Source organism: Salicibibacter halophilus, assembly GCF_006740705.1.
GTDB lineage: Bacteria > Bacillota > Bacilli > Bacillales > Marinococcaceae > Salicibibacter > Salicibibacter halophilus.
The window spans coordinates 258580-281494 of record NZ_CP035485.1 but is presented as its reverse complement, the minus strand read 5'-3'; the positions used below and the strand labels follow the sequence as shown (position 1 = coordinate 281494).

The following is a 22915-nucleotide window of genomic DNA, read 5'->3' as shown; positions in this document are numbered from 1 at the left end:
TCCCTCCTCGTCTATTTTTGTTCATTCAATTGTTTCCGTTTGCTTTTATCAAACGTCGTCATGATCGCTTCTTCTTCCGATAACCCTTCCTGCATCAACGCATCAATCGCTTGCAGCATTTTGCGGTAATTGCTTGGAATAACTTTTACAAATTGCGTGATGGCAACTTTCCAATCCGCCAAAATACGTGAGCCTAAATCGCTGTTCGTATAACCTACATGGTCACGGATCATCGTGTACAATCCTTCGGCATCGTCTTCACTCACGCGTTCAATTTCTACCAATTCCCGATTGCAATAGGAAGCAAAAATGTTATCGGGGTTATAGACAAATGCTTCTCCGCCTGACATCCCCGCTGCAAAATTCTTGCCGGTTGCCCCGAGGACGACCACGCGTCCGCCGGTCATATATTCAAGGGCATGGTCGCCTACACCTTCCACGACCACGTCTGCACCGCTGTTTCGTACGCAAAAACGCTCGCCTGCGATTCCCGAGATATAAGCCTTTCCGGCTGTCGCGCCGTAAAAAGCGGTGTTTCCGACAATGATGTTGTCCTCGGCATCGATCTGCGCATCCTCGTGTGGTGCCGCGGTGATTTTACCGCCGGAAAGCCCTTTTCCAATATAATCATTGGCATCTCCGAGCAACCGAAGCGTCATCCCTTTCGGAATAAAGCTGCCAAAACTTTGCCCGGCTGATCCGGAAAAAGTCAGATCGACCGTATCTTCAGGCAAACCGTCAGCGCCGTATTTTTTGGAGATGGAACTTCCCAGAACAGTGCCGACCGCGCGGTTGATGCTCCAAATGGCAAAGGAAGCTTGCACAGGCTGTCGATGTTCCAACGCCGGCCGGCATTTCTCCATCAATACTTTTCTATCTAATGACGAGTCTACAAGATGCTGTTGATTGCCGCTGCCTACATGGGCTGCTTGATCGTTTGCCTTTGGCCGATATAAAAGAGATTGCAAATTCACTTGTTTGGCTTTCGGGTTCCTAACCGCTTCTTTTTGTTCCAAAAGATCCGTACGTCCGATCAAGTCGTCGAGTTTCGTGAAACCGAGTGATGCCATCACTTCTCGCGTTTCTTCGGCTATAAATGTCATAAAACGCACGACCTGGTCCGCGGATCCACCGAATTTTTTTCTCAGTTCAGGATTTTGTGTCGCGATTCCGACCGGACATGTATCAATATGGCAAACGCGCATCATGACACAGCCGATGACCACGAGCGGCGCTGTCGAGAATGCGTATTCCTCAGCGCCTAAAAGCGCAGCGGAAATAACATCTTTACCTGTCATCAGTTTGCCATCGGTCTCAAGCCGAATACGATTTCTTAATCCGTTCATCACCAACGTTTGATGCGCATCGGCCAAACCGATTTCCCAAGGCAGCCCGGTGTGCTTGATGGACGTGCGGGCGGCGGCGCCTGTACCACCGTCATATCCGCTGATGACGATTCCATCCGCGCGCCCTTTTGCCACGCCGGCCGCGATCGTACCCACTCCGGTACCGGAGACGAGTTTCACACTAATGTTGGCATTAGGGTTCGCATGCTTAAGGTCATGAATCAATTGCGCCAAATCTTCAATCGAGTAAATATCATGGTGCGGAGGCGGGGAAATCAATCCAACTCCGGCGGTCGTGCCACGAACAGTCGCGATCCATGGATACACTTTCTCGCCCGGAAGTTGTCCCCCTTCTCCGGGTTTTGCCCCTTGCGCAATTTTGATTTGAATTTCATCGGCATTCACCAAATAATGGCTTGTTACCCCAAAGCGGCCCGAAGCAACTTGTTTAATTGCACTGCGGCGAATATCTCCGTTCTCATCCCTCGAAAATCGGTCGGGATCTTCCCCGCCTTCCCCGGTGTTGGATTTTCCTCCAATACGGTTCATGGCGATTGCCAAAGTCTCATGGGCTTCTTTGGATATGGACCCGAAAGACATGGCCCCCGTTTTGAAACGTTTAAAAATCTCCTCCACAGGTTCGACCTCTTCGAGGGGGACGGAAGGCCGGTCGTTTTTCAGCGCTAGCAGCCCCCGCAGTGTCGTTTGCCGGTCGCTTTGTTCATCGATCGAACGACTGTAGTTTCTGAACATTTCTTGATCATTGGTGCGGCACGCTTGCTGCAGCATATGAATCGTATGGGGATTATACTGGTGCTCTTCCCCATTGCGGCGCCATTGATGGTCATCCCCGGGCTCAAGAACCAGTTCATCAAATTGAAGAAGCTCAAATGCCCGGCGATGACGCTGAAGCGATTCGGTAGCAATCGTTGGTAAACCAATGCCGCTTATCCGGGAATCCGTCCACGTAAAATGGCGGTCGATCACTGTTTCATCGATTCCGACAGCTTCAAAAATCTGTGCTCCCCGATAACTTTGAATCGTGGAAATTCCCATTTTTGAAAGAACCTTCATGATTCCTTTTGTTGCGGTTTTAATGTAACGTTTTACCGTTTCAATATATGAATACTCCAAGAGTTCACCGTTTTCGGTCGATTCACCCAACGTTTGATAGACGAGGTATGGGTTGATCGCTTCAGCTCCGTATCCGAGCAATAAGCAATGATGATGCACTTCTCTCGGTTCACCGGACTCTACAAGGATGCTCACTTGCGTGCGTTTCCCGTTGCGAATGAGGTAATGGTGCAATCCGGATACCGCCAGCAGTGCCGGCATCGGCACCCACTCCGATGAAAGATCGCGGTCACTTAACACGAGCAATGTCGCGCCGCGTTCGATGGCTTGATCCGCTTCCGAAAATAAGCGTTCCAATGCCCCGTTCATGCTTTCAGCGCCGTCCGTTGCCGAAAACACCATCGCCAATGTCGCTGCCCGAAGCCCTTTTTCATCGCACGCGCGCAACTTGGCCATTTCTTCATCGGAAACGATCGGAGTATCCAAATAAATGTGACGCGCATTTTCCGGCCCCGGGTGCAACAAATCCCCTTCACGGCCAATGGTTGTGCCTACAGCCGCCACCGTCTCTTCCCGAATGACATCAATTGGGGGATTGGTCACTTGCGCAAACTGCTGCTTAAAATAATTGTATAAAAGCTGCGGTTTCTCCGCCAAAACGGCAAGCGGGTTGTCATACCCCATGGAGCCAACCGGATCTGTCCCCTCTTTCACCATCGGCAGCAATTGTTTCGTAATCTCTTCATCGGTATACCCATACATCGATTGTTGCACTCGAAGTGGTTGCTCGTTTTCCGTTCGATCACCAGCGTGCTCGCGAATGTCATCAAGCGTGAGCATTTGCTCCTTGATCCACTGTTTGTATGGTTTTTCATCAACGATATCCCTTTTCACTTCCTCATCCGGAAGAATACGCCCTTCGTCCGGATCGACGATAAGCATTTGTCCGGGATACAAACGGCTTTTCTTAACAATTTTCTCCGGCGCTACCGGCAAAACCCCTACTTCCGAGGACATGACGACAATATCATCTTCCGTAACGATGTACCTGGACGGCCGCAGACCATTACGGTCCAAACTTGCACCAACCTGATTGCCATCGGTAAAAACAATCGCCGTCGGTCCATCCCATGGTTCCATTAAACAACTATGGAATTGATAAAACGCGCGTTTCGCTTCACTCATTCCATACGCATTTTGCCATGGCTCGGGAATCATCATCATCGCTGTATGCGCCATGGAGCGCCCGGATAACGTTAAAAATTCAAATGCATTGTCAAACATGGACGAATCGCTGCCGCCGCCATCGATAATCGGCTTGGCTTTTTGCAAGTCGTCTCCAAACGCCCGGGAATGAAAGACAGATTCACGAGCGTGCATCCAGTTCACATTCCCTTTGATCGTGTTAATTTCTCCATTGTGCATTAAATAACGGTTCGGATGGGCGCGCTCCCAACTGGGAAACGTATTCGTGCTAAAACGGGAGTGAACGAGCGCAATCGTGCTTTTGAAGGTCTTTTTTTGCAAATCAACATAGAAACTGCCCAATTGTTCCGTCGTCAGCATGCCTTTATAAACGATCGTATTCGTGGACAAGCTTGCAAAATAAAAAGGTTCTTCATTCCCAAGCCACGCGGGGACTTCCCTTTCCGCGCGTTTTCGGAGCACATACAGTTTTCTTTCCAAATCGACATCGCTGTAACCGTTGGCCCGGATAAACACTTGCTCAATAAACGGGCGAGCCCCGAGGGCGATGTCACCAATGCCATCTTCATTCACCGGCACACTTCTAAACCCAAGCACTTCCGCGCCTTCTTCGGCGCAAATGTTCTTGAGCATGGTTTTGCAAATATCTCGTTTTTCTTTGTCCATAGGCAAAAACATCATGCCGACGCCATATCCCCCGGCAGCCGGAAGAGAAAATCCTTCTTTTTCCGCCTCCGTTTCAAACAATTCGTGGGGGATTTGCAAGAGGATCCCTGCCCCATCACCGGAATTTTCCTCGGCACCTGCCCCTCCGCGGTGCTCCAAGTTACACAGCAAATCCAAAGCACTGCGGACAATTGTATAAGAAGGGGTTCCCTTCATATTGGCCAGAAAGCCAATCCCACAATTGTCGTGTTCAAAATCCGATCGATAAAGACCGGGATTCTTTACGTTTTGATTCAGCATGGTGTTTTCACCTCTTTCATTTTTGGGTAAGAAAGAGTTTATCACTAGTCTGAACCTTCGGCAATCTTTTTTTATCACTTGAAAAGCGTTGTAAGCGCTTAAGGGAAGGCCATGACAGAAAAAAATTTCTCAGATTTTTTCACACTTGCTTTTAGCCACAGCTGTTCAAGTGCAATCAAACGGGTATGTAACGACGAGACCGTCTTAAAATGATACAATGGATATAGCATATTTTGCGTAAAGGGGAGAAGCAATGCATGTCCGAAGACAAAAATCAGGAAAATGAAGAAATAGAAACGCAGCTCCCTGAAGAAGAACAGTCAAAAGCAGAGGAAGCTGCTAAAAGCTATATGGAAAAGTTTAAAGAAAGTGATGACGCCACAGCTTTAGTGAACGAACTCGGCAACCTGGGAGAACATGAACAAAAACAAGCCGGCGAATCGTTGGAAGCATTAAAACGGCCGGTCGGAGAGATGTTGGAACAAAAAAACAACGAGCTTCCGGAGCGTTTGTACGATTTGCGCGAAAAAGTGTCCAGTCTCGAACCCGAACACCTAAAAGAAGGCCGCTTGCAAAAAACATTGAACAAGTTAATCCGCAGGGATCCGGTCGAGCAATATGCGAAGAAGTATAAAACGGTTGAAGGACAAGTGGAGAACATTATTGAATCTTTGCTTGCCGGCAAAGATAAACTCCAAGCCGACAATCTCATGCTGGATCAATTGCGCGAAACCGCTAACGCACGCATTCAAAATTTGGAACAACAAATCGAAACGGGCAAACAATTAAATGAAATGCTGGAAGCGGAAATGACGGCCGATGAATGGCGCGATAACCCCGTCCCTTTGCAAAAAGGGCAACAAAAAGTCGTCACCCGCATCCAAAACATGTCCCAGGCGATCATGGTATTGCAACAATCGCTCGCTTCCGTCGATCTTATAAAAGAAAACAACGAAAAGTTGGAGGAAGCCATTTTCAACGCGATCACGATGACAAAAAATGTCATTACCGTGACCGCTTCCATTCAACTTGCCCTCGGCAATCAGAAAAATGTCATTGATGCCGTTCAAAATGTCAATCAGGCGACCGAAGACATGATTTTAAGCAATGCAAAAACATTGCGCACCAATACCGAAGAAACATTAAAAACCCTTGAAGAACCCGCTGTCGCCATTGAATCGTTCCGCGAAGCCTATGAAGATGTGCAGGCGGCGATTGATATAACCGAACAATCCAATGAACGCATTGTAAAATCAGGCAAAGCCTTTATTGCCGAGCTTGAAAAATTAAACGAAGACGTGCGGAAGAAACTACCGGAATAAGGAAAAGGTGATGATGGTGGTGAAAGATTGGCTCACAACATCGATACAAGAATTTTTTCTGCCAGAGCGGTTGCGTTCCGTTGATGATCACATCTTTTCCGACCCTAACGGCCTCTCCCTCATAAAGGAAAGCGAGGCCGTCATTGATAAAATCATCACACACGCGCTCGAAAAAGGACCGCTGAAAGGAACACAAGTATTTAAAAAAAATGGCCGCACTTTCAAATTAAAGCTGAAAGTGAGCCAAAAGCGGTTAAAATTGATGAGTTTTGACACCCACCTCTCGCCGTCCGCCATAAAAAAGCGCGTAGTGATGACTTTTGCCCGCCAGCAGACGTATAAACCCCAGAAAAAACCGCTGAAAGAAGGGCTCGTCTATTACATGAAAAACGGGAAATCACACGTGCGCAGCATTCAAAAATCGCCTTTTTTCCAAGGGCTTCTTGAAAAATTCATCCAGTTGGATGCAGCGCTGGAAGGCCATGCGCCTACAGCGGTGGCAAATGCACAATCGGCAACGGAGGAGGTCTCTCCCGGCAAAGACGAACAAATCGAACAATCAAGCTATGAAAAGGCAATAAGGGAACTGTACAGGCAAAATTCCGAACTTCCGCAAGCGCTTTCCAATCGGCTGCAGCAACTGCTGGAAGAAATAACCGCGCTCACCCCAGCCCTTCATCTTTTTTCGGTGGAGGACCGCTACCAAATCAAACGGATGATTGATGAAGATATTCCCGAATTGCTGAAAGCCTACCGGGGGTTGGACGAAGAAGCGCAATCAACACAAATGTCCCGCGTTTACGAAGCACTGACGAAAATGGAACTTACTTTGCAACGGTTACAAGAGCAAGAAGACCGCGCAAAAAATGACCGCTTTGAGTACTTGCTGAAATTAAACGAGAAACGATACCCAGATAATAAAGAATGAGAAAGGGGCATGTTCAATGGAGGCAAAAGTCGAAAAACTGGATACCGATACGTATATGATAGATGGCTATGATCTTCATTTGCCCGAGCGCACAGGCATTTATGTCCTCGATACCGAAGCATTAACGATTATAGAAACCGGTCCCAGCCTCTCCTATCCACAGATCAATGCCGGATTGGAGCAACTGGGACGCTCTCTTGCAGATGTACGCCATATTATCGTCACCCATATTCACCTTGACCACTCAGGCGGCTGCGGGCAGTTGCTGAAAGAAACACCTAACGCTACTGTTCACGTTCATCCATCGGGCAAGAAACATCTCGTTCACCCGGAAAAACTGATCGAAGGGGCAAAACTGGTGTACGGTTCGAGTTTTGATGATTTATTCGATCCCGTTATCCCTGTCCCCGAAGCGCAGGTAAACATCTGTAATGATGGGGACCGTTTGCATATTGGAAAGAACCGCGCGCTGGCATTTTTTGACACACCCGGGCACGCGTTCCACCATATGTCCATTCTTGACGAGCGCACGAATGCCCTTTTCACCGGGGATGCAGTCGGGATTCTTTATCGGGGGTTTGGTCATGAAAAACCGCTCGTGCTCCCCACCACTTCTCCGCCGCAATTTGATACCGCAAGCATGAAAGAATCCTGGAAGCGTATTGAAGCATTGCAGCCGACGACGATTTATTTTGGTCATTTCGGGGGAAGCGACGAAATCGCCGACATTTTCCGATCCACTTCCGAGTGGTTGGAAAAATGGATAAGCCTTACAAAAGAAGTCGCCTCTGAACAAGGAGGAAGCGGAACGTTAAGCCAGCGGTTATATCAATCCGTGTATGATGCATACAGCGATCAAGACGAGAAAAATCCTGCCTGGGAAGCGATAAAAATGGACTGTCACGTCTCCGCCCTCGGTTTGTATCAAGCACATGAAAAAGGCAGGCTTTGAGAAGCTCGCTATGATTGCTGAATATTGTCGATCCCTATATAATGACATACAGGTTATTGAGTTAAAAGTGAGGGTATCTCTATGAATCGGAAAGAAGCATTGGAATATAAGGGATCTACCGTTTTGGTACACGCCCAACCGGATTGTGTTTATTATGGACAATTGCTGGAGATTGATGCGCCGGACAACAAAACGTGGCAAGGCACAGTGCGAATGACCGGCATTCACTCCGTACAAAGCGCCCACATTGCCTCTCGCCTTCCATATGGCGAAGGAGAAGAGGTGAAACTTGCCGGCACAAAAATAAAGCCTTTTACGGGTACATTCAGACGATCTTACCGCGCTTCGCTTTTGTATGCCATTCGGGCATTGGAAAAAGAAACAAACACATCCATTCGTGAGCTTGAAGATGAAAAGCAACAATTGCAGGATATGCGTCTTGAACTGGGGAATAAACGGGGAAGATCGGAAGACCCGTACTTGTATTTTCATCTCACGGAGGAAGATGGGGAAATCGTTTTAAAGGAGCAATCGCAAAACGAAAAAATGCTGTTGGATGGCTGTCCATTTGAGATGGATTGGTTTGATTCCGCTCAAAATCAATGGACCAAAATTGTCCATGAACGCCAGTGGGTATTTAAAACCGCCACAGACCGAAAAGTCCGCCTGCAGCCTAAAGATATGATCCGCATTCACAAAGAACAGTTCGAGCCTTTTCAGATCCTTCTTAATGAATTGGAAACACCTTCCAAAAAATCATTGGCACGGTTGTTGCATTATTACGGCTTTCAACGCAAACATATGGTGCAATGCCACAACTCGCTATTGCGCCAATTGCTTCAATCGGAAGAGGATCAGCATTTTCAAGGCGTTAACTTCATGAGCTTCCAAAAAAATGATGAGTTCCTCATTATCCAACACCGATTTGAACGGATCCTCCATAGCGATCGCGATGATTATATATACGATCGTTTTGAAAGCACATCCGAGCGCAACGAACGCCAAGTCATCACGTATACAAACATGCAAACATCTAAGTGATAAACGTTTTTCGGGGTGTCATGAACGAAAGTCATGACACCCCGAAATGCATTAAATGGGAGATTTATCTTTTTCTTCTTCCCTTGAAAAATTAGGATTATCCACTTCTTTGGAGTACCAAGCGAGTAGATCTTCTCCCCTTCCGGCCGTAATATCACGGATTTCAAAACTTTTCCCTGACATACTTGATAAAATGGATACGGAATACGTAGACAGTCTGCGCCATCTTTGCAACGGAGACTGGGTAACATCCGCTGCCTGAATGCGTTTTCGGGGGAGCACCGCCCGATTCAAATTAAACAAACGCCATTGCAGAATAAGGTAATCGCCGCTCACATTGAACCCGCCGTTTCGATGCCTCAACCATCCAAGAAAGATCCCTAAAAGAATGAGCAGCAAAGCATAGGCGCCAAACGGCAGTACAATGCTCAACGGGATTACCACAAGCACAATCGGAACGATCGCGCGAATAATATAACGGAATAGAGCTCTCCTTGGCAAAGGCTTGATTCCTACATCATCATCCACCACGAATTCCGGCAAAAATTTTCCCAATACATCGTTAGCCTTCCGGCGGTTGACGAGGGGAACGAGAATGGTTGATTGTTGTTCATCCGCGCTTCCGCCCCCTTTGCTTTCCACATAGATCGTCGTAAACCCAAACGGCTGGCGCAAGATCCCCGTGACAAAACGCACGGCGGTAATTCGATGAACTTTTAGCGTTAACTGTTTCCTTTCCAGTAATCCCCTGGAAATGACCAGATCATTGCCACGCTTAACGACGGTAAATTGTCCGTATTTCACGATCGTTATTGCAATGGAAATCAACCATGCAAAAAAGGCAATCAGAAAAATCGCGATCAATAAAAACGTGATCGTCGATGACAGGACAAAACCGATGGTCGTTTCATAAAAAGCTTCAGGCAGCAAAACATCCACTTGGGAAAACAAGGCCAATACAGCCGAGAGGACAAGCCCTACCCCGCCTGAAGTCATCCCGGCAAACAGCAAATGCTTAAAGCCCAATGCCCAGGAAGCTTCAATCTCCGGTTCAAGCTCTTCAGCTTCCTCCCCTTCCGTCATCTCCGAAGGATCAACTTCCTCATCTTCCGCGGGAGCAGCAGGCTTTGCCAATAAATTCTGCCTTAACCGTTTCGCTTCGGCACGGTCGAGGGCAATCAGATGCACATCCGGTTCGCTTCCTCCGCCCGCCGTTTCAATTTGCACCTTCACCAGCCCAAACATTCGCTGCAAAATACCGGCTGACATATCAAAACTTTGCACGCGTTTTCTTTGGATATACCGATGCTTTTTGACGATAATCCCTTGTTTAACGTGAAGCTCCTGATCTTCCACCCGATACCAATACGTCCACCAATATAAAAAGCTGTAAATGCCGAAAAACACCAACAATAACGGTAACGCGATCATGGCAAACAGTCCAATGCCTCCACCTGTACTGCCGATAAAAAACGCGATAATGATCGGAATAATAAAGTCACGTAGGCGGGTTAAAAGCATAATGACTACAGTGGCGCCGTGCAAGCGCTTCCCGTCAGTCATCGTTATCCGCCGTTTGCGCTAAATCGGCAATTTGATCCCGGAGGTCGGAAGCGGTTTCTTCCGTGAGCGCAGGTATTTGATGAACGGTAGCGGCTGTCGATATGGATACAGCTGCAAGATTATAATGGCGATAAATCGGTCCTTGCTCCGTATCCACATGCTGTACTCGAATCATCGGTATTAATGTTCGTCGAATAATGAACACCCCGTACTGCAGATCAATTTCTTCTTCATATACTTCGTAACGCCACCTTCGCCAACGAATGGCCGGTACGAGCAAGCTTTGCAATAAAGCAACGGCAATCCAGAGAAGGATCAACACGTATAAAACCCATAACGGCCAGTCAAATAGAACCAACAGGATGCCGTATCCAATCGGAAAAATTAAATAAAACAAACTCTCCAAAAACCCCGTGATCCGCCAAACGGGCAAAGCTTTTTTGGAAAGGCGCTTTGCAGGTGCTTCCCTCATTGTGTTAGCTCCTTTTTCAGCTGCTATCATAACTCAATCTTTTTATCATCGAAATGCCGGTGCCATTCGCTCCCTTTCGCCGAAATGTATAAACCTACTCATCCGTTTCGCCGGCATATATAATGGCGACCCCTTTGGCCTCCAGGTATTGCAGGACGGCGTCATTTAATTGCCGGTCTTGCAACAAGCCTAACGAAGGAAGAAGTTCGAGCTCATCCATCTCTCCGTTATCCGCTTCCTCAATGAGTTCCATAACTTCGTCCAGCCCTTTTGCTTCTAACGCCTGTACTAGTTCTTCACGGGTCATCGCAGTCCATCCTTTTCTTTACGGTCGGCTCGTACCGATTCCGTCATCTGTTTCCACACGGAGCCTTTTGCTTCTTCCCCGCCTTCAATGCGTTCGAGGGCCATCTGCATTTGCATATCAACTTCAAATTCGGGATCGCCGATCGCTTCTTTCAACGGAGCAATCGCCCGCTCATCGCCGACTTCATAAAGAAACATGGCTGCTCTCCAACGCACGAGCTTACTCTTGTCCTTCAAACTTTCCATCACCGCTTCCATCGCCTCGGGATCCCCGAGGTCGGAAAACGCATCTCCGGCTGTACGCCGCACGGTTACGGATTTATCTTTTAGCGCTTTATAGAGATAAGGGAGCGTCGCTTTTGTTTCAATCATGCCGATCAACGTTGTGGCAAGCCTTCGCACCGATTGTTTTTGATCATCCAGCGCCATATCCAATACGGGGAGGTCGTCTTCGCCGGGATCCATTTGATCTAGAGCCGCAAAACGATTTCTCCAATCGGGGTCTTGCAACATCTCCTTCGTTACTTTTAATGGCTTTGGGCGTTCAGCCGGATCTTCCTGGTGGGGGTCCCCCCATTTAACGAGTTGATCGAGCCTTTCCTGGCTGTAAGCGGCCGCGATTTCTTCCGCCACTTCATTTCCAATCGATTCCAGGTCATTTCCGTATCGAGCGCTTCGTTCTTCCCACTTTCGCTCAAAAACGATGTTTTCCTGTTCACCGGCAGCCGCAAATGCCGCTTCCGTAAAACGGGAAGGCAGTCCCACTCGTTTTTCTTCTTCGGCCGTCACAAGTTTTAATTGCATGGGGATGCTTTTGAATGTTTGCACTTGAATTTGGATTTCCCCAAAGTGATCCCCGCCGGCTACAGGTTGTTCACCGGCCTCGGCCCCTTCTTCTCCAAATACTTTTCGTGCTTCTGCAAGCACTTGTTCCCAACCTGCCTTTGGCTCTCGTTCCAAAGCGATAAAATCAGCAACGTGATAGACGCCTTTAATGCCCTCAACCTCAAACAATTGTTGAATTTGCCGGGGCGCGTCCGCTTTGTTGTCTTTCGTGTAATTGCCGCTTTTGCCTCCGGGCAAGTGTTCATCCAACGTTAGTTTCATCGTGTTGGGACTCGGGGTTGGTTCAATTCCGGTAATTTTCATGCTATTCTCCTCCTTTTCCTGTCTCTTTTCGATTCGAAGTCTCATCGAGAAAAGAGGGCAAATGCTTCATGATTTCCTCAAAAGGAGTTTTATCGCCAAATTGTTCGGCAATTTTGCCGTCCGGTGTAATAAAAACTGTCGTCGGCACCCCTTGGCACTGATACCTTTCGTACGTATCCGTTCCTTGGTCTTCGGCCATTGGAATTTTCATCTCGTGTGCACGCGCATACTTTCGGCCGGCTTGATTTGCGCGCTCGCGTCCCGTCACATTAATGTTCAGCATATCGAAGGCATTATTGCCGGTTTGAGCGTACAGCGCCTCTTTCCTTTGCAAATCACGGTGCGAGTCCGGGCACCACGATGTCCAAAAAGTTAGTACGAGACGTCTTCCTTTGTATGTGTCATTTGTCATTTCTTTTTCCAAGTATGGATCGTACACAGAAAAAGCTGGTGCTTGTTTCATGCTTTTGCCCTCCTAATTATTGTTATAGGCAGCAAGAAAATGCAAGATATTCGCGGGATTTTTTATGGGAGATAAACGCCCTACGAGTGTTTGCCGATAAAAAAGCAATAGCATCGGCACGGATTGAATTTTGTGCTCCCGGGCAAACTCCGGCGCGAGTTGCAAGTTTAATTTATAAATATCCGTTTGCCCTTCAATGTTCATCGCCTCTTCCGCCATTTTTTCCGCAAGCGAGCATGTTGCGCAAAAAGGCGATGTGATTAGCAAAGCCGTATAATTAATGGGTTCAATTTTTTTCCATTCGGACGCGCTTATTTCCGTTAACAAAAATGTTTCACCTTTCCTCTCCGATCATGCCTCTTTCATTTTACATGATGACGCGCGGCCCAACAAATAAAATGAAGCTTGTATCTTACAGTATGAAAAAACACCCATACCAATAGGATACGGATGCTTGAAATCAGTTGATCGTAATGGGTGTACGGGGAACCTTCAGCACACGAATCAAAGCCTTAGTTGCACTTATGTAGGCAAGAAAGTATAAATCAACTTTCTTGCCTACTAAAAAAGCGGAGGACTTGTCTTTTATGGTCGCCATGGAGGCCGAATTGTTCCTTTTGTATCATGCGCCCTGCGCTGCTTTTTTAACTTGTCGTTAAGAACGTGACTACCTGTGTGGCTATCGGCGTGCTGTCATACGCGATTTTCCACCCATCATCCCGAATGCTTTCCTTGGAAACCCGTCTCAACTTCAATGGGAATTGCACTTTATCCCCTAGTGGTGCAGGAGTCAGTACAATTTCTTCTTCGTTTTTCCATGAGGGCATCACGTTTTGCCGGTTCAAAAAGTCAAAGCGCATCGAAAAGCCATCCCGAAACCAAGGTACTTCTTCTTCTTTCCTGGCGCCTGGATGATTCATGCAAGCAAATAGCGAAAGTTCGTCGCACATTTTCAAAACCGCGAGCGCTCTTTTTTCATCGTCGCTTTCCTCTTCCCCTCGCAAACGTTCCCAGCGTTTTTGTTCCTCCGCTTTAAACGCCTCCGCAGCATCTGTCCTGATCTGGGCAAAAAAGGAATGCAGATGACGGCTTACAAGCAGTCCTGCCCATTCGTCCATCATTTCCGTTTCATTAATCCCCGTTTGGTAGGCCGCGATTTTTTCGCGCTCGGGATAATTCGTGAAATCATACGGTCTTCCTTCCTCCTCATTCCATATCGGATGGGTGTCCAGAGGGATCCAAGCCCGATCGTGCTCGACAATGGCCGTGTGCAATCTTTCGTTCCAAATCTTTTTTTCAATGATTGGATCTGCCCATTCTCGATAACAAGCAGCGCTTAACCTCGCGTGTTCATCCTGGTGAATACATACCAAATGATGTCCATCATCTCTTACGATCATCTCGTCCCTCCTCCTAAAGAACAAAATTAAACATATTATCGTCCGCGGAGATTTCATCAACGATAAAGCCTTCGGCGCGCATCCGTTCCATCAAGACCGGGTAATCATTCGCGTCGTTTAATTCAATCCCTACGAGCGCAGGCGCAATCGACTTGTTGTTTTTCTTCGTGTAATCAAAGCGGGTGATATCATCATCGGGACCAAGCACATCATTCAAAAATTCCCGCAATGCTCCTGCCCGTTGTGGGAAGTTGATAATAAAGTAATGTTGAAGTCCTTCGTATACCATGGAACGTTCCCGCATTTCCGCCATACGGCCAATATCATTGTTTCCCCCGCTCACAACGCAAACAACCGTCTTTCCTTTGATCTCGTCCTTGTAAAAATCCAACGCGGAGATCGGCATCGCTCCTGCCGGCTCGGCGACGATGGCGTGTTGATTGTACAATTCCAGAATCGTCGTGCAAATTTTCCCTTCCGGAGCTAGAACAATATCGTCCAGGAGCCGGCGGCAAATTTCGTACGTAGTATTTCCGACTTGCTTGACCGCTGCCCCATCCACAAATTTGTCCATTTCCTGCAAGGCAACGACCTCGTTCTTCGCGAGGGAATTTTTCATGGAAGGGGCGCCCCCCGGCTCAACACCGATAATTTTCGTGCTCGGACTGATCGATTTGACATATGTGCTTACTCCCGAGATCAGTCCTCCCCCGCCGATGGACGAAAACAAATAATCGATGTTTTCATCAATGTCATTCATAATCTCCATTCCGACCGTTCCTTGTCCGGCAATCGTCTTTTCATTGTCAAAGGGATGGATAAATGCCATATCATTTGCTTCTTGGTAGCTAATGGCTTCCGCGTAAGAGTCATCAAACGTATCGCCGGTGATGACGACTTCAATATGATCTTTGCCGAATTGTTTTACCTGGTCTCTCTTTTGGCGTGGTGTCGTCGTCGGCATGAAAATTCTCCCAGGAACTTTCAACGCCCGGCAAGCGTATGCCACTCCCTGTGCATGATTGCCGGCGCTCGCGCATACAACGCCGTTTTCCATTTGTTCACTGGACAGGGTTTTCATTAAATAGTAAGCACCCCGCAACTTAAATGAGCGAACAAGCTGCAGATCCTCGCGCTTTAAATAAATATTCGCATCGTAGCGATCCGATAAAACTTCATCTTTTTGCAACGGAGTGTGTTTTACGATATCTTTTAACGTTTGGTAAGCGATAATGATATCTTCAATCTGTAATGGACTCGTGGTCGTTTCCTTTCGTGTCATCATACGTAACCGCCTTTTATTAACGAATTTATCATCCATTTAACATAACATATTTATTGCCTGTTTTTCCATGTATAGCAGTAATTTTTTGCATGAAAATAACCCTTCTGCCATCAGGGCTAGTTAGCGTGAACCCCCTTTTCTCCAAAGAATGAATGAAAGGGCTTTTCTTGTGACACATTAATCCAGGGATCTCCCTTTGGCAACGGGAACCCGAATCATCGGCCAAGTATTTTTCTGTCGGGAATTGCTAAAATGCTTACAAACTTCTATAATGAATGTGATTGCATAGCCATAGAAGGAGGATCTACCATGAAAACAAAATTCATCATCGGGCTTATGGCCATGGTGCTCGCCGTTGTTCCAACAAACATTGCCCATGGGAATGTAGCGACTACCCCTCATGATGCTGAACCGTTCCTTGTTAACAGCATCTACGTCCTGGCCTCGGTAACGATTGTTTATTTCATCGTCTCGATGTTTAAAGATAATGACTGAAACATAAAGCAAGCCTTTCTTGCGTTGTTTAATCTGACGCTGCTCCGGGAAAAGAAACAAAATAAAGTTAGGAGCGATTGATCATGAACGAATGGCTAAAAAATGGTTTTTTTCTAGGTTTAGGCGCTGCTGTAGCGGGCAAGGAAAAAGTGCAAACATATTTGGATGACCTCGTCTCAAAAGGACGCATCACCCCCGTGAAGCGGAAGAGTTTGCCGAAGAATTGATTCACAAAGGGGAAACAAAAGAGGAAGAGTGGTCGCAAGCTTCCAAAGACCGTGTCAAAGGGATGTTCGGAGATATGGGCGTTGCCACTCGCGATGATGTTGAGCAGTTGGAAACGAAGATTCAACGTTTGGAAGACATGCTTAAACAGCGCGATTCGGATGATGACGCGAACCAGTCCTAGTCGTTTCTGGACATAGCAACAGTTGTTTATGAACCTTGGCGATCACACATTGGTCGTCATTCTTTATACGTTGCATGCATGTTCAAAAGCCCTTATCTTTCCGGACTTTTTGAACAACCTCTTTAAGAGCATATAAAAAAGGAAGATGTCCATTGCTCTCTACCGGTTTAAAACACGCCAATCGTTACCGCAGGATTGTCACCGTATTGGCGAGACACGGCTTCGGTTATATTTTACAGGAAGTCGGCCTTTTCCATGTCTTATCGTTGCCGAAGCGCCTATCCACCAACCCCAAAGACCCCAATTACCGATTAATTGGGGAGCGCATTCGTAATGTGATGGAGGAGCTTGGTCCGACATTTATTAAATTAGGCCAAATGATCAGCACACGCCAGGATTTATTTCCCTATTATATTGTTGATGAAATGCAGAAACTTCAGGATGATGTGCCCTCTTTTGAGTATTCAGAAGTGAAAAAGATTGTTGAACAAGAGTTGCAAGCGCCTATTCATGAAGCATTTGCTTCATTTTCCGAAGAACCGCTCGCGGCTGCTTCCATCGGCCAAGTACATAAGGCTCAACTTCCCGACGGCACCACCGTTGCCGTGAAAGTGTCCCGCCCCAATATTAAAGCAACCATCGAAAAAGACTTGGATATTTTGCATGATCTTACCCGCCTTTTGTCCCAGCGATTTTATTGGGCGCGACATTATCGGCTGGAAGACGTTGCCGACGAATTCGCGGAGGCCATTCGAAATGAAGTGGATTATACGCTAGAACTTCGCAATACCGAAAAAATGTATGTGAATATGCGTAAATTCGATCGCGTCAGCATCCCGAACGTGTATCCGCTCTATTCCACCGGGAAAATGATCACTATGTCATTTATAGACGGCGTAAAGTATAAACATTGGAGGGATGAGCAAGGCGGAAACCACCCCAAATTGGCACGCGAACTCGCAGATGCCTTCTTGCACCAAGTGCTTATGGACGGTTTTTTCCATAGCGATCCCCATCCCGGAAATTTACTGCTTACCGCCGAAGATCAGGCATGCTTACTTGATTTCGGACAAGTCGGCCGACTAAACCGTTCGATGCGGAATGATTTCATTAATTATGTGATTGCTATGACAAAAGGCGACCCTGAGGAAGTTGCACGCATGGTCTACAACTTGGCTGATGTTCCCGAGGATGTGGATTCCGAAGAATTTGCGGATGAAGTGGAACATTTATTGGACAAATATTACCAACGTCCGTTTGAGGAAGTTCGCATCGGGGAAGCCATCAACGATATTTTTGCCGCTTCACAACGCTTTCAAATTCGTATTTACAAAGAATACACATTGCTGGCAAAAGCGGTAATCACCATCGAAAGCATTATTTCCGATCTTGACCCGGAATTAAGCATTGTGGAAATCGCGGAGCCTTACGGGAAGTTGCTTGCCCGGGAACGCATCAACCCGAAAACATGGTCAAAATACTGGCTCAAAGAGGCAAAGCAGCAGCGGGACACCTTGCTCGTACTGCCCCACTCATTAAAAACGGCGTTGAATAAGGTCAATGATGATGAGCTGTCTATCGGGATACGGGTACCGAAACTCAACATCTTTCTGAATAAACTGGACCGTATCAGCAACCGAATTTCATTTAGTTTAACCTTGCTTGCGTTTTCCATCATTATGGTCGGATTAATTGTTGGATCAACGTTTGGCGATTCCTCTTCCTTTCTGGTGCAGCTCCCCGTCATCGAAATCAGCTTTATCATTTCGTTTTTCATGTTCTGCCTCATCATCTTCTCCATTTTTCGTTCCGGCAGATTTTAAGCGTATTTGGATTAGAAAGCCTTAGTTGCACTTAAAAACGATAGCGGAATTCCCCCGGAATCCTGCTATCGTTCTTTTGGTTCTAATTCTTCGAGGACCAAATTCAAAATGTATGCCACCGCTTGCAACCGTTCTTGATAGCGTTGTTCTTGCATATGCGATTGAAAAGAGTCCGTTGCCATCACATACATATTTTCATACGTATGCTCCACCTGGTCAGGGTGCAGCACCCCGATCGCACGTGTGGAAAGAAGCGTTTGCACGCTCGAACGCCATTCCTCGGCCCTGGCCTGCACATCGTCCACGAAGGGGACGATTTCCTCTTGAAACGAAAAACTCCGGCCTAAGTCGACCGCTTTTCGATAACGGTTTGCCTCTTCCATCTTTTCCGATAAATGCTTGCTCAAGGCAATAATTTCTGTTTCCATGACCCATCCTTCTAACTAACTTGAGAATAAAAACATATTCGCCAATTTTCCACGCTCTTTCTTCGGACCTTCGAGCTTTCGTTGCGATTCTACCTTATCGTTTTGCAAATGTTTTAGATTGTCATCCATTACGGCAAGCGAACTTTGAACTTCGTCCAATTCTTGCCGATGCTTAAGGAGCTGGAAACTGACTACTTCATCGGCTTTTTGTTCAATCATTTGTTCCAAGTGGTCCAACCTGCGCAAAATGTCATCCATTCGTTTCTCGGCTTCTCCGTAGGGCGGCTTTGTCTCCCGCTCGACGAATCCTTCATTTTCCTCAGGCATTTGGGTGGATTTTACGCTTTGCAAACGATCAATGGCTTTGTGGTCATATAAATAATGGCCGCGGTCATTCGTTTGCACCGGAATTTGATACTTCCTCACCCACGTTTGAACCGTTTTCGGAGCGACTCGCAATACTTCAGCCACGGTTTTCGTCTTCACCAATGTTGCCATCCTAAACGCCCTCCTTTTCACGCTTGTGTTTCATGGTTTCGCTTTTCTTTAAAAGAAACCTGCAAGCCTGACAAAAGAGGTGCTTATTCGGCAAAGGTTCTGTTATTTTGCTTCATATCCTCGCCTTAAGCATCCAGTCTTTGTGCGACAGTTTCCGGGTGGATCGCCGACAAGATTAAATGTTCGCTGTCGACCAAGATAATGCTTCTTGTCTTGCGCCCGTTTGTTGCATCGACGAGCATTTGCCGTTCCCGAGCCTCTTGAATCATTCTTTTGGTCGGGGCAGAATCCGCTTGCACAATGGAAACGATACGACCCGAAGGCACAATGTTGCCAAAACCAATATTTAAAGGCTTCTGCGTCATAATCTGCCTCTTTTCTGTAAAATTACTGCCAATAAAAGTTTAACATTTCAATGGACAGGGCGAAAGGTGGTTCTATAATTCTTTTATTTATGATATTATTTAATGTTGACTGGAAACCATACATTTTTGCGGAAAGGATGGGGAGTTCGGTTGCGTTTTCGATACCCCAACGGAAAATTATATACGTCCAAAAAAAGAACCTCCTCCCCTTCAGTAAACAATGGAAATCGAGGCATGCGTTTGGAAGATGACATTAACGAATCGATTGCCTACTACCGGCGGGAAAAAATGGCTGTCATTCACAAAAAGCCGACGCCTGTCCAAATCGTTAATGTTGATTATCCGGCAAGAAGCCGGGCGAAAATTACGGAAGCTTACTTTCGGCAAGCTTCAACTACCGACTATAATGGCGTTTATCGCGGATTTTATCTTGACTTTGAAGCGAAGGAAACGAGACAAAAACAATCGTTTCCTTTTAAAAATTTCCATGAACACCAACTTCAACACTTAACGGATGTAGATGAGGAGCAAGGCCTTGCTTTTCTGATCCTCCGTTTCGCGGAAACGGATGAAATTTTTGTGATGAAAGCTTCTGTTTTTATCCAATTAAAAGAGACAAGCACACGCAAGTCATTGCAAAAACAAGTCATTGCCAAAAATAGCATAGCTGTATCCAGCGGCTTCATTCCGACAATTGATTTTTTGCCTGCCGTAGATCGGTTATTTTTTCAATAAAGGCGTAACTGGTAAAGCGCACATATCGACAAATGCATTAGGTTTAATGGCTTTAGAGAAATGAGGGGACCGTATTCCATGTCCGAACACCGAACAAGAACGGAAAAACGGCGCGCCCAGGAATCGGCGCGTAACAAGAAAGAAAAGAAAAGTGGCGCTTTCAAGAAAGTTGTCGTAAGCGCGCTTATTGTTATGCTTGTTGTCATCATCGGCGGAACAGCGACGGCGGTAGCGATGATTTCAAACGCCCCTCCGCTCGATACCGATGAGCTTGTGTTCGCGGAAGGCGCGACCATTTATGATAAAGATGACAATGAGGTTTTGCGCTTACAAGGGACGGAAAATCGTACATACCGAGAAGTTTCGGAAATGCCCGAGCACTTGAAAGATGCCTTTATCGCTGTGGAAGACTATCGCTTCTACGATCATATGGGCATTGACGTCCGCCGAATCGGCGGTGCCATTGCCGCGAATATCACGGGAGGATTCGGTGCCGAGGGCGCGAGTACCATCACGCAGCAGCTTGTTAAACAAGCTTTTTTGTCCGCGGATCAGACGGTTGAAAGAAAAGTGCAGGAACAATGGCTTGCCCTAAGCATGGAACAACAATATTCCAAAGATGAGATCTTGGAAATGTACTTAAACATTAATTATTTTGATGAAAGTGCCTGGGGGGTTGGCGAGGCTGCCATTCGTTACTTCAACAAAGAAGATCTAAGCGAGCTGACCATTGCCGATGCAGCCGTATTGGCGGCCATTCCGCGGCGGCCCTCTTATTACAATCCGAACAGTAATCCGAAAGCCGCCGAAGAACGGCGTGATTTAGTCATTTCCCTGATGGAAGAACAAGAGCTGATTACAAGCGAGGAGGCTTCCGAAGCAAGAGCTGTCGATGTGGAAGACCAGCTTGATTTTACTCCTGCCGAAGAAAATATCGCTCATCAATCGTTTATTAACCATGTGATGGAAGAAGCAGAAAGCATCGAAGGAATTGATGGGGAGGATTTGTATGCAGCCGGCTTTGACATTTACACAACTTTGGACCCGGATGCCCAGCAACATGCAGAAGATGTGATCCAATCCGATGCGTATATTGGGCAATACCCGGATAATGAAGACTTTCAAGTCGGCTTTTCCCTTCTTGATACACAAACCGGGGCCGTACGTGCCATGGTAGGCAATCGGGAAGAAGCCGAAGCGCAAAGAGGCTGGAATCATGCCGACACAGGCAGCGGCCAGCCAGGCTCTACCATTAAACCGGTGCTTGACTACGGGCCGGTCATCGACTCCCAGCAATGGTCTACGGGCGAGCAACTTGTCGATGAACCCCATGAATACTCCAATGGCGGCTCCCTTACTAATTACAGTGGCAATTACAGCGGAAATGTCTCGATGCGTGAAGCGCTTGTGCGTTCCTTAAACATTCCGGCCGTGAAAGCATTACAAGAAGTCGGGCCGGAAAACGCTCAAGCATTTGCGGAAGGCCTTGGCCTGGAATTTGACGAAGATCCCATCCATGAATCCTATGCATTGGGCGGTACTGATGAAGGGATTTCCAGTCTGGATATGGCCGCTGCCTATGCAGCCTTCGGCAATGAAGGAGTCTACAATGAACCCCACAGTATCCGTAAAATTGAATTTCGGGATGGCCGTGAGATTGAATCTTCTCTTGAATCCGAGCGGGCGATGAACGATTATACCGCCTATATGATTTCGGATATGCTTAAAGATGTCGTCACAGATGCTTCCGGCACCGGCCAACGAGCCAATGTGGAAGGCTTGCCCCTGGCCGGTAAAACGGGGACGTCCAATTTCGACGGACCCGAAAGACAAGAAATGGGCGTCCCTGAAGGCGGCGTACCCGACGTTTGGTTCAACGGGTACACAACCGATTATTCCGCAGCGGTATGGACCGGACATAACCCGCGTCAAAGTGGCTATTTAATCGGAGAAGAACGGTCCATTGCCCAGGATATTTTCCGCCATATTATGGAGCATGTCCATGAAGGGGAAGAAACAGGGGATTTTACACAGCCCAATTCTGTCTGTGAAACGGAAATGGAGGACGGCAGCGGGCTATTGCCGAGTGAACACACCCCTGACAGCGAAATTACCACCGAACTTTTTGTGTGCGGAAACGAACCGCAGCAAACCTCTGACGCCTATGAGGTGGATGGCTCGATTTCGGGACTTGATGCCACCTATGAAGAAGAGGATGGGGAAATTATCGTTAATTGGGACTTCCCCGAAGAAGAAGCGGACGATGTCACGTTCTCCGTCAGCCACGATCCCGGAGACGGCATGAATGAGGTTGCTGACAGTAGTGATCAACAATACATTCTTTCCGGGCCCGAACCCGGTGAGCACACCTTTGAGGTGGAAGCAATGCAAAATGGAAGCAACATCGATTCCGCGGAAACGAGCGTGGAAGTGCCGGATGGCGTCGAGGATGAGGATGACGATGCGAATGAAGACGAAGAAGGGCGTTCCGAGGATGAAGATGATGATGGCGATCAAGAGGATGAAGACGAAGAAGATGATAATGAGTCTGATGAAGATAGCGAAGACGAGAACGACGATGAGGACGAAGAGTCTGACGAGGAGGATGACGAGGACGATGAAGATGAGGATAACTCCTGAAGTTTCACATCTGTTAACGTAAAAATGCGGGGCATCACATTCTCTTGTG

At 47.1% G+C, this 22915-nt stretch carries 22 protein-coding genes; 10 read left to right on the top strand and 12 right to left on the bottom strand.

What is annotated here, in order from left to right; all coding sequences use genetic code 11:
- Window positions 1-11: 11 nt before the first annotated feature.
- Window positions 12-4592, bottom strand: a complete 4581-nt coding sequence (gene gltB / locus EPH95_RS01480; RefSeq protein ID WP_142086721.1) for a glutamate synthase large subunit — start codon at window positions 4590-4592, stop codon at window positions 12-14.
- A 257-nt stretch (window positions 4593-4849) separates the two neighbouring features.
- On the opposite strand from gltB, the gene EPH95_RS01475 reads away from it, so the two are divergent.
- The 4 genes from EPH95_RS01475 to EPH95_RS01460 all read left to right on the top strand — a co-directional run bounded on the left by EPH95_RS01475 (window position 4850) and on the right by EPH95_RS01460 (window position 8835).
- Window positions 4850-5914, top strand: coding sequence for a toxic anion resistance protein (locus EPH95_RS01475; RefSeq protein ID WP_142086720.1), 1065 nt, complete (start codon window positions 4850-4852; stop codon window positions 5912-5914).
- Between the two features lie 10 nt (window positions 5915-5924).
- The gene (locus tag EPH95_RS01470) at window positions 5925-6842 is read left to right on the top strand and encodes a hypothetical protein (RefSeq protein ID WP_160141540.1); all 918 of its coding nucleotides are present in this window, start codon (window positions 5925-5927) and stop codon (window positions 6840-6842) included.
- A 16-nt stretch (window positions 6843-6858) separates the two neighbouring features.
- A complete protein-coding gene (locus EPH95_RS01465; protein ID WP_142086716.1) occupies window positions 6859-7794 on the top strand; it encodes an MBL fold metallo-hydrolase in 936 nt (311 codons plus the stop codon).
- Window positions 7795-7875: 81 nt separating this feature from the next.
- On the top strand, window positions 7876-8835 hold the full coding sequence (locus EPH95_RS01460; RefSeq protein WP_142086714.1) for a DUF2777 family protein: 960 nt from the start codon (window positions 7876-7878) through the stop codon (window positions 8833-8835).
- A 51-nt stretch (window positions 8836-8886) separates the two neighbouring features.
- On the opposite strand, the gene EPH95_RS01455 is transcribed toward EPH95_RS01460, so the two are convergent.
- From EPH95_RS01455 to ilvA, 8 genes are all read right to left on the bottom strand, one after another.
- On the bottom strand, window positions 8887-10398 hold the full coding sequence (locus EPH95_RS01455; RefSeq protein WP_142086712.1) for a PH domain-containing protein: 1512 nt from the start codon (window positions 10396-10398) through the stop codon (window positions 8887-8889).
- The gene (locus EPH95_RS01450) at window positions 10391-10870 is read right to left on the bottom strand and encodes a PH domain-containing protein (RefSeq protein ID WP_142086711.1); all 480 of its coding nucleotides are present in this window, start codon (window positions 10868-10870) and stop codon (window positions 10391-10393) included. Before EPH95_RS01450 ends, EPH95_RS01455 begins: the two co-directional genes overlap by 8 nt.
- A gap of 94 nt (window positions 10871-10964) precedes the next feature.
- Window positions 10965-11177: a hypothetical protein gene (locus tag EPH95_RS01445; RefSeq protein ID WP_142086709.1), complete on the bottom strand. Its 213-nt coding sequence runs from the start codon at window positions 11175-11177 to the stop codon at window positions 10965-10967.
- Complete coding sequence (locus tag EPH95_RS01440; RefSeq protein WP_142086707.1) at window positions 11174-12325, bottom strand: conserved virulence factor C family protein; 1152 nt, start codon at window positions 12323-12325, stop codon at window positions 11174-11176. Before EPH95_RS01440 ends, EPH95_RS01445 begins: the two co-directional genes overlap by 4 nt.
- Window position 12326: 1 nt before the next feature.
- The gene (locus EPH95_RS01435; protein WP_142086705.1) at window positions 12327-12788 is read right to left on the bottom strand and encodes a TlpA family protein disulfide reductase; all 462 of its coding nucleotides are present in this window, start codon (window positions 12786-12788) and stop codon (window positions 12327-12329) included.
- A 12-nt stretch (window positions 12789-12800) separates the two neighbouring features.
- Window positions 12801-13115, bottom strand: a complete 315-nt coding sequence (locus tag EPH95_RS01430; RefSeq protein ID WP_142086703.1) for a thioredoxin family protein — start codon at window positions 13113-13115, stop codon at window positions 12801-12803.
- 317 nt (window positions 13116-13432) lie between these two features.
- On the bottom strand, window positions 13433-14188 hold the full coding sequence (locus tag EPH95_RS01425) for a DUF3891 family protein (RefSeq protein ID WP_160141539.1): 756 nt from the start codon (window positions 14186-14188) through the stop codon (window positions 13433-13435).
- A gap of 13 nt (window positions 14189-14201) precedes the next feature.
- Window positions 14202-15473 carry a threonine ammonia-lyase IlvA gene (gene ilvA / locus EPH95_RS01420; RefSeq protein ID WP_142086699.1) on the bottom strand — a complete coding sequence of 424 codons (1272 nt, stop codon included), beginning with the start codon at window positions 15471-15473 and terminating at the stop codon, window positions 14202-14204.
- A gap of 309 nt (window positions 15474-15782) precedes the next feature.
- On the opposite strand from ilvA, the gene EPH95_RS01415 reads away from it, so the two are divergent.
- The 4 genes from EPH95_RS01415 (at window position 15783) to EPH95_RS01405 (ending at window position 18200) form a co-directional block, all read left to right on the top strand.
- A complete protein-coding gene (locus tag EPH95_RS01415) occupies window positions 15783-15968 on the top strand; it encodes a hypothetical protein (RefSeq protein ID WP_142086697.1) in 186 nt (61 codons plus the stop codon).
- Window positions 15969-16051: 83 nt separating this feature from the next.
- Window positions 16052-16195, top strand: coding sequence for a hypothetical protein (locus EPH95_RS18570; protein WP_160141538.1), 144 nt, complete (start codon window positions 16052-16054; stop codon window positions 16193-16195).
- Window positions 16192-16377, top strand: coding sequence for a BRO1 domain-containing protein (locus EPH95_RS01410; protein WP_142086695.1), 186 nt, complete (start codon window positions 16192-16194; stop codon window positions 16375-16377). The genes EPH95_RS18570 and EPH95_RS01410 overlap by 4 nt, the downstream gene beginning before the upstream one ends.
- 152 nt (window positions 16378-16529) lie before the next feature.
- Window positions 16530-18200, top strand: a complete 1671-nt coding sequence (locus tag EPH95_RS01405; RefSeq protein ID WP_142086694.1) for an ABC1 kinase family protein — start codon at window positions 16530-16532, stop codon at window positions 18198-18200.
- 65 nt (window positions 18201-18265) lie between these two features.
- Here EPH95_RS01405 and EPH95_RS01400 read toward each other — a convergent pair whose 3' ends face one another.
- The 3 genes from EPH95_RS01400 to EPH95_RS01390 form a co-directional block, all read right to left on the bottom strand.
- Window positions 18266-18628, bottom strand: coding sequence for a DUF1798 family protein (locus tag EPH95_RS01400; protein ID WP_142086692.1), 363 nt, complete (start codon window positions 18626-18628; stop codon window positions 18266-18268).
- 15 nt (window positions 18629-18643) lie between these two features.
- Window positions 18644-19126: a MerR family transcriptional regulator gene (locus tag EPH95_RS01395; protein WP_142086690.1), complete on the bottom strand. Its 483-nt coding sequence runs from the start codon at window positions 19124-19126 to the stop codon at window positions 18644-18646.
- A 125-nt stretch (window positions 19127-19251) separates the two neighbouring features.
- On the bottom strand, window positions 19252-19491 hold the full coding sequence (locus tag EPH95_RS01390; RefSeq protein WP_142086688.1) for a DUF370 domain-containing protein: 240 nt from the start codon (window positions 19489-19491) through the stop codon (window positions 19252-19254).
- Between the two features lie 150 nt (window positions 19492-19641).
- Here EPH95_RS01390 and recU point away from each other — a divergent pair, with 150 nt between their 5' ends.
- Together recU and EPH95_RS01380 are read left to right on the top strand one after the other, a co-directional pair.
- Window positions 19642-20226 (top strand): Holliday junction resolvase RecU, encoded by a 585-nt coding sequence (gene recU / locus EPH95_RS01385; protein ID WP_142086686.1) that lies wholly within the window; start codon window positions 19642-19644, stop codon window positions 20224-20226.
- 78 nt (window positions 20227-20304) lie between these two features.
- A complete protein-coding gene (locus EPH95_RS01380) occupies window positions 20305-22866 on the top strand; it encodes a transglycosylase domain-containing protein (RefSeq protein WP_142086684.1) in 2562 nt (853 codons plus the stop codon).
- Window positions 22867-22915: the final 49 nt, after the last annotated feature.

Excerpts from the sequence above, each read along its gene's own strand:
- gltB (WP_142086721.1), bottom strand. The coding sequence starts at position 4,592 with ATGCTGAATCAAAACGTAAAGAATCCCGGTCTTTATCGATCGGATTTT.
- EPH95_RS01475 (WP_142086720.1), top strand. The coding sequence starts at position 4,850 with ATGTCCGAAGACAAAAATCAGGAAAATGAAGAAATAGAAACGCAGCTC.
- EPH95_RS01470 (WP_160141540.1), top strand. The coding sequence starts at position 5,925 with ATGATGGTGGTGAAAGATTGGCTCACAACATCGATACAAGAATTTTTT.
- EPH95_RS01465 (WP_142086716.1), top strand. The coding sequence starts at position 6,859 with ATGGAGGCAAAAGTCGAAAAACTGGATACCGATACGTATATGATAGAT.
- EPH95_RS01460 (WP_142086714.1), top strand. The coding sequence starts at position 7,876 with ATGAATCGGAAAGAAGCATTGGAATATAAGGGATCTACCGTTTTGGTA.
- EPH95_RS01455 (WP_142086712.1), bottom strand. The coding sequence starts at position 10,398 with ATGACTGACGGGAAGCGCTTGCACGGCGCCACTGTAGTCATTATGCTT.
- EPH95_RS01450 (WP_142086711.1), bottom strand. The coding sequence starts at position 10,870 with ATGAGGGAAGCACCTGCAAAGCGCCTTTCCAAAAAAGCTTTGCCCGTT.
- EPH95_RS01445 (WP_142086709.1), bottom strand. The coding sequence starts at position 11,177 with ATGACCCGTGAAGAACTAGTACAGGCGTTAGAAGCAAAAGGGCTGGAC.
- EPH95_RS01440 (WP_142086707.1), bottom strand. The coding sequence starts at position 12,325 with ATGAAAATTACCGGAATTGAACCAACCCCGAGTCCCAACACGATGAAA.
- EPH95_RS01435 (WP_142086705.1), bottom strand. The coding sequence starts at position 12,788 with ATGAAACAAGCACCAGCTTTTTCTGTGTACGATCCATACTTGGAAAAA.
- EPH95_RS01425 (WP_160141539.1), bottom strand. The coding sequence starts at position 14,188 with ATGATCGTAAGAGATGATGGACATCATTTGGTATGTATTCACCAGGAT.
- ilvA (WP_142086699.1), bottom strand. The coding sequence starts at position 15,473 with ATGATGACACGAAAGGAAACGACCACGAGTCCATTACAGATTGAAGAT.
- EPH95_RS01415 (WP_142086697.1), top strand. The coding sequence starts at position 15,783 with ATGAAAACAAAATTCATCATCGGGCTTATGGCCATGGTGCTCGCCGTT.
- EPH95_RS18570 (WP_160141538.1), top strand. The coding sequence starts at position 16,052 with ATGAACGAATGGCTAAAAAATGGTTTTTTTCTAGGTTTAGGCGCTGCT.
- EPH95_RS01400 (WP_142086692.1), bottom strand. The coding sequence starts at position 18,628 with ATGGAAACAGAAATTATTGCCTTGAGCAAGCATTTATCGGAAAAGATG.
- EPH95_RS01395 (WP_142086690.1), bottom strand. The coding sequence starts at position 19,126 with ATGGCAACATTGGTGAAGACGAAAACCGTGGCTGAAGTATTGCGAGTC.
- EPH95_RS01390 (WP_142086688.1), bottom strand. The coding sequence starts at position 19,491 with ATGACGCAGAAGCCTTTAAATATTGGTTTTGGCAACATTGTGCCTTCG.
- EPH95_RS01380 (WP_142086684.1), top strand. The coding sequence starts at position 20,305 with ATGTCCGAACACCGAACAAGAACGGAAAAACGGCGCGCCCAGGAATCG.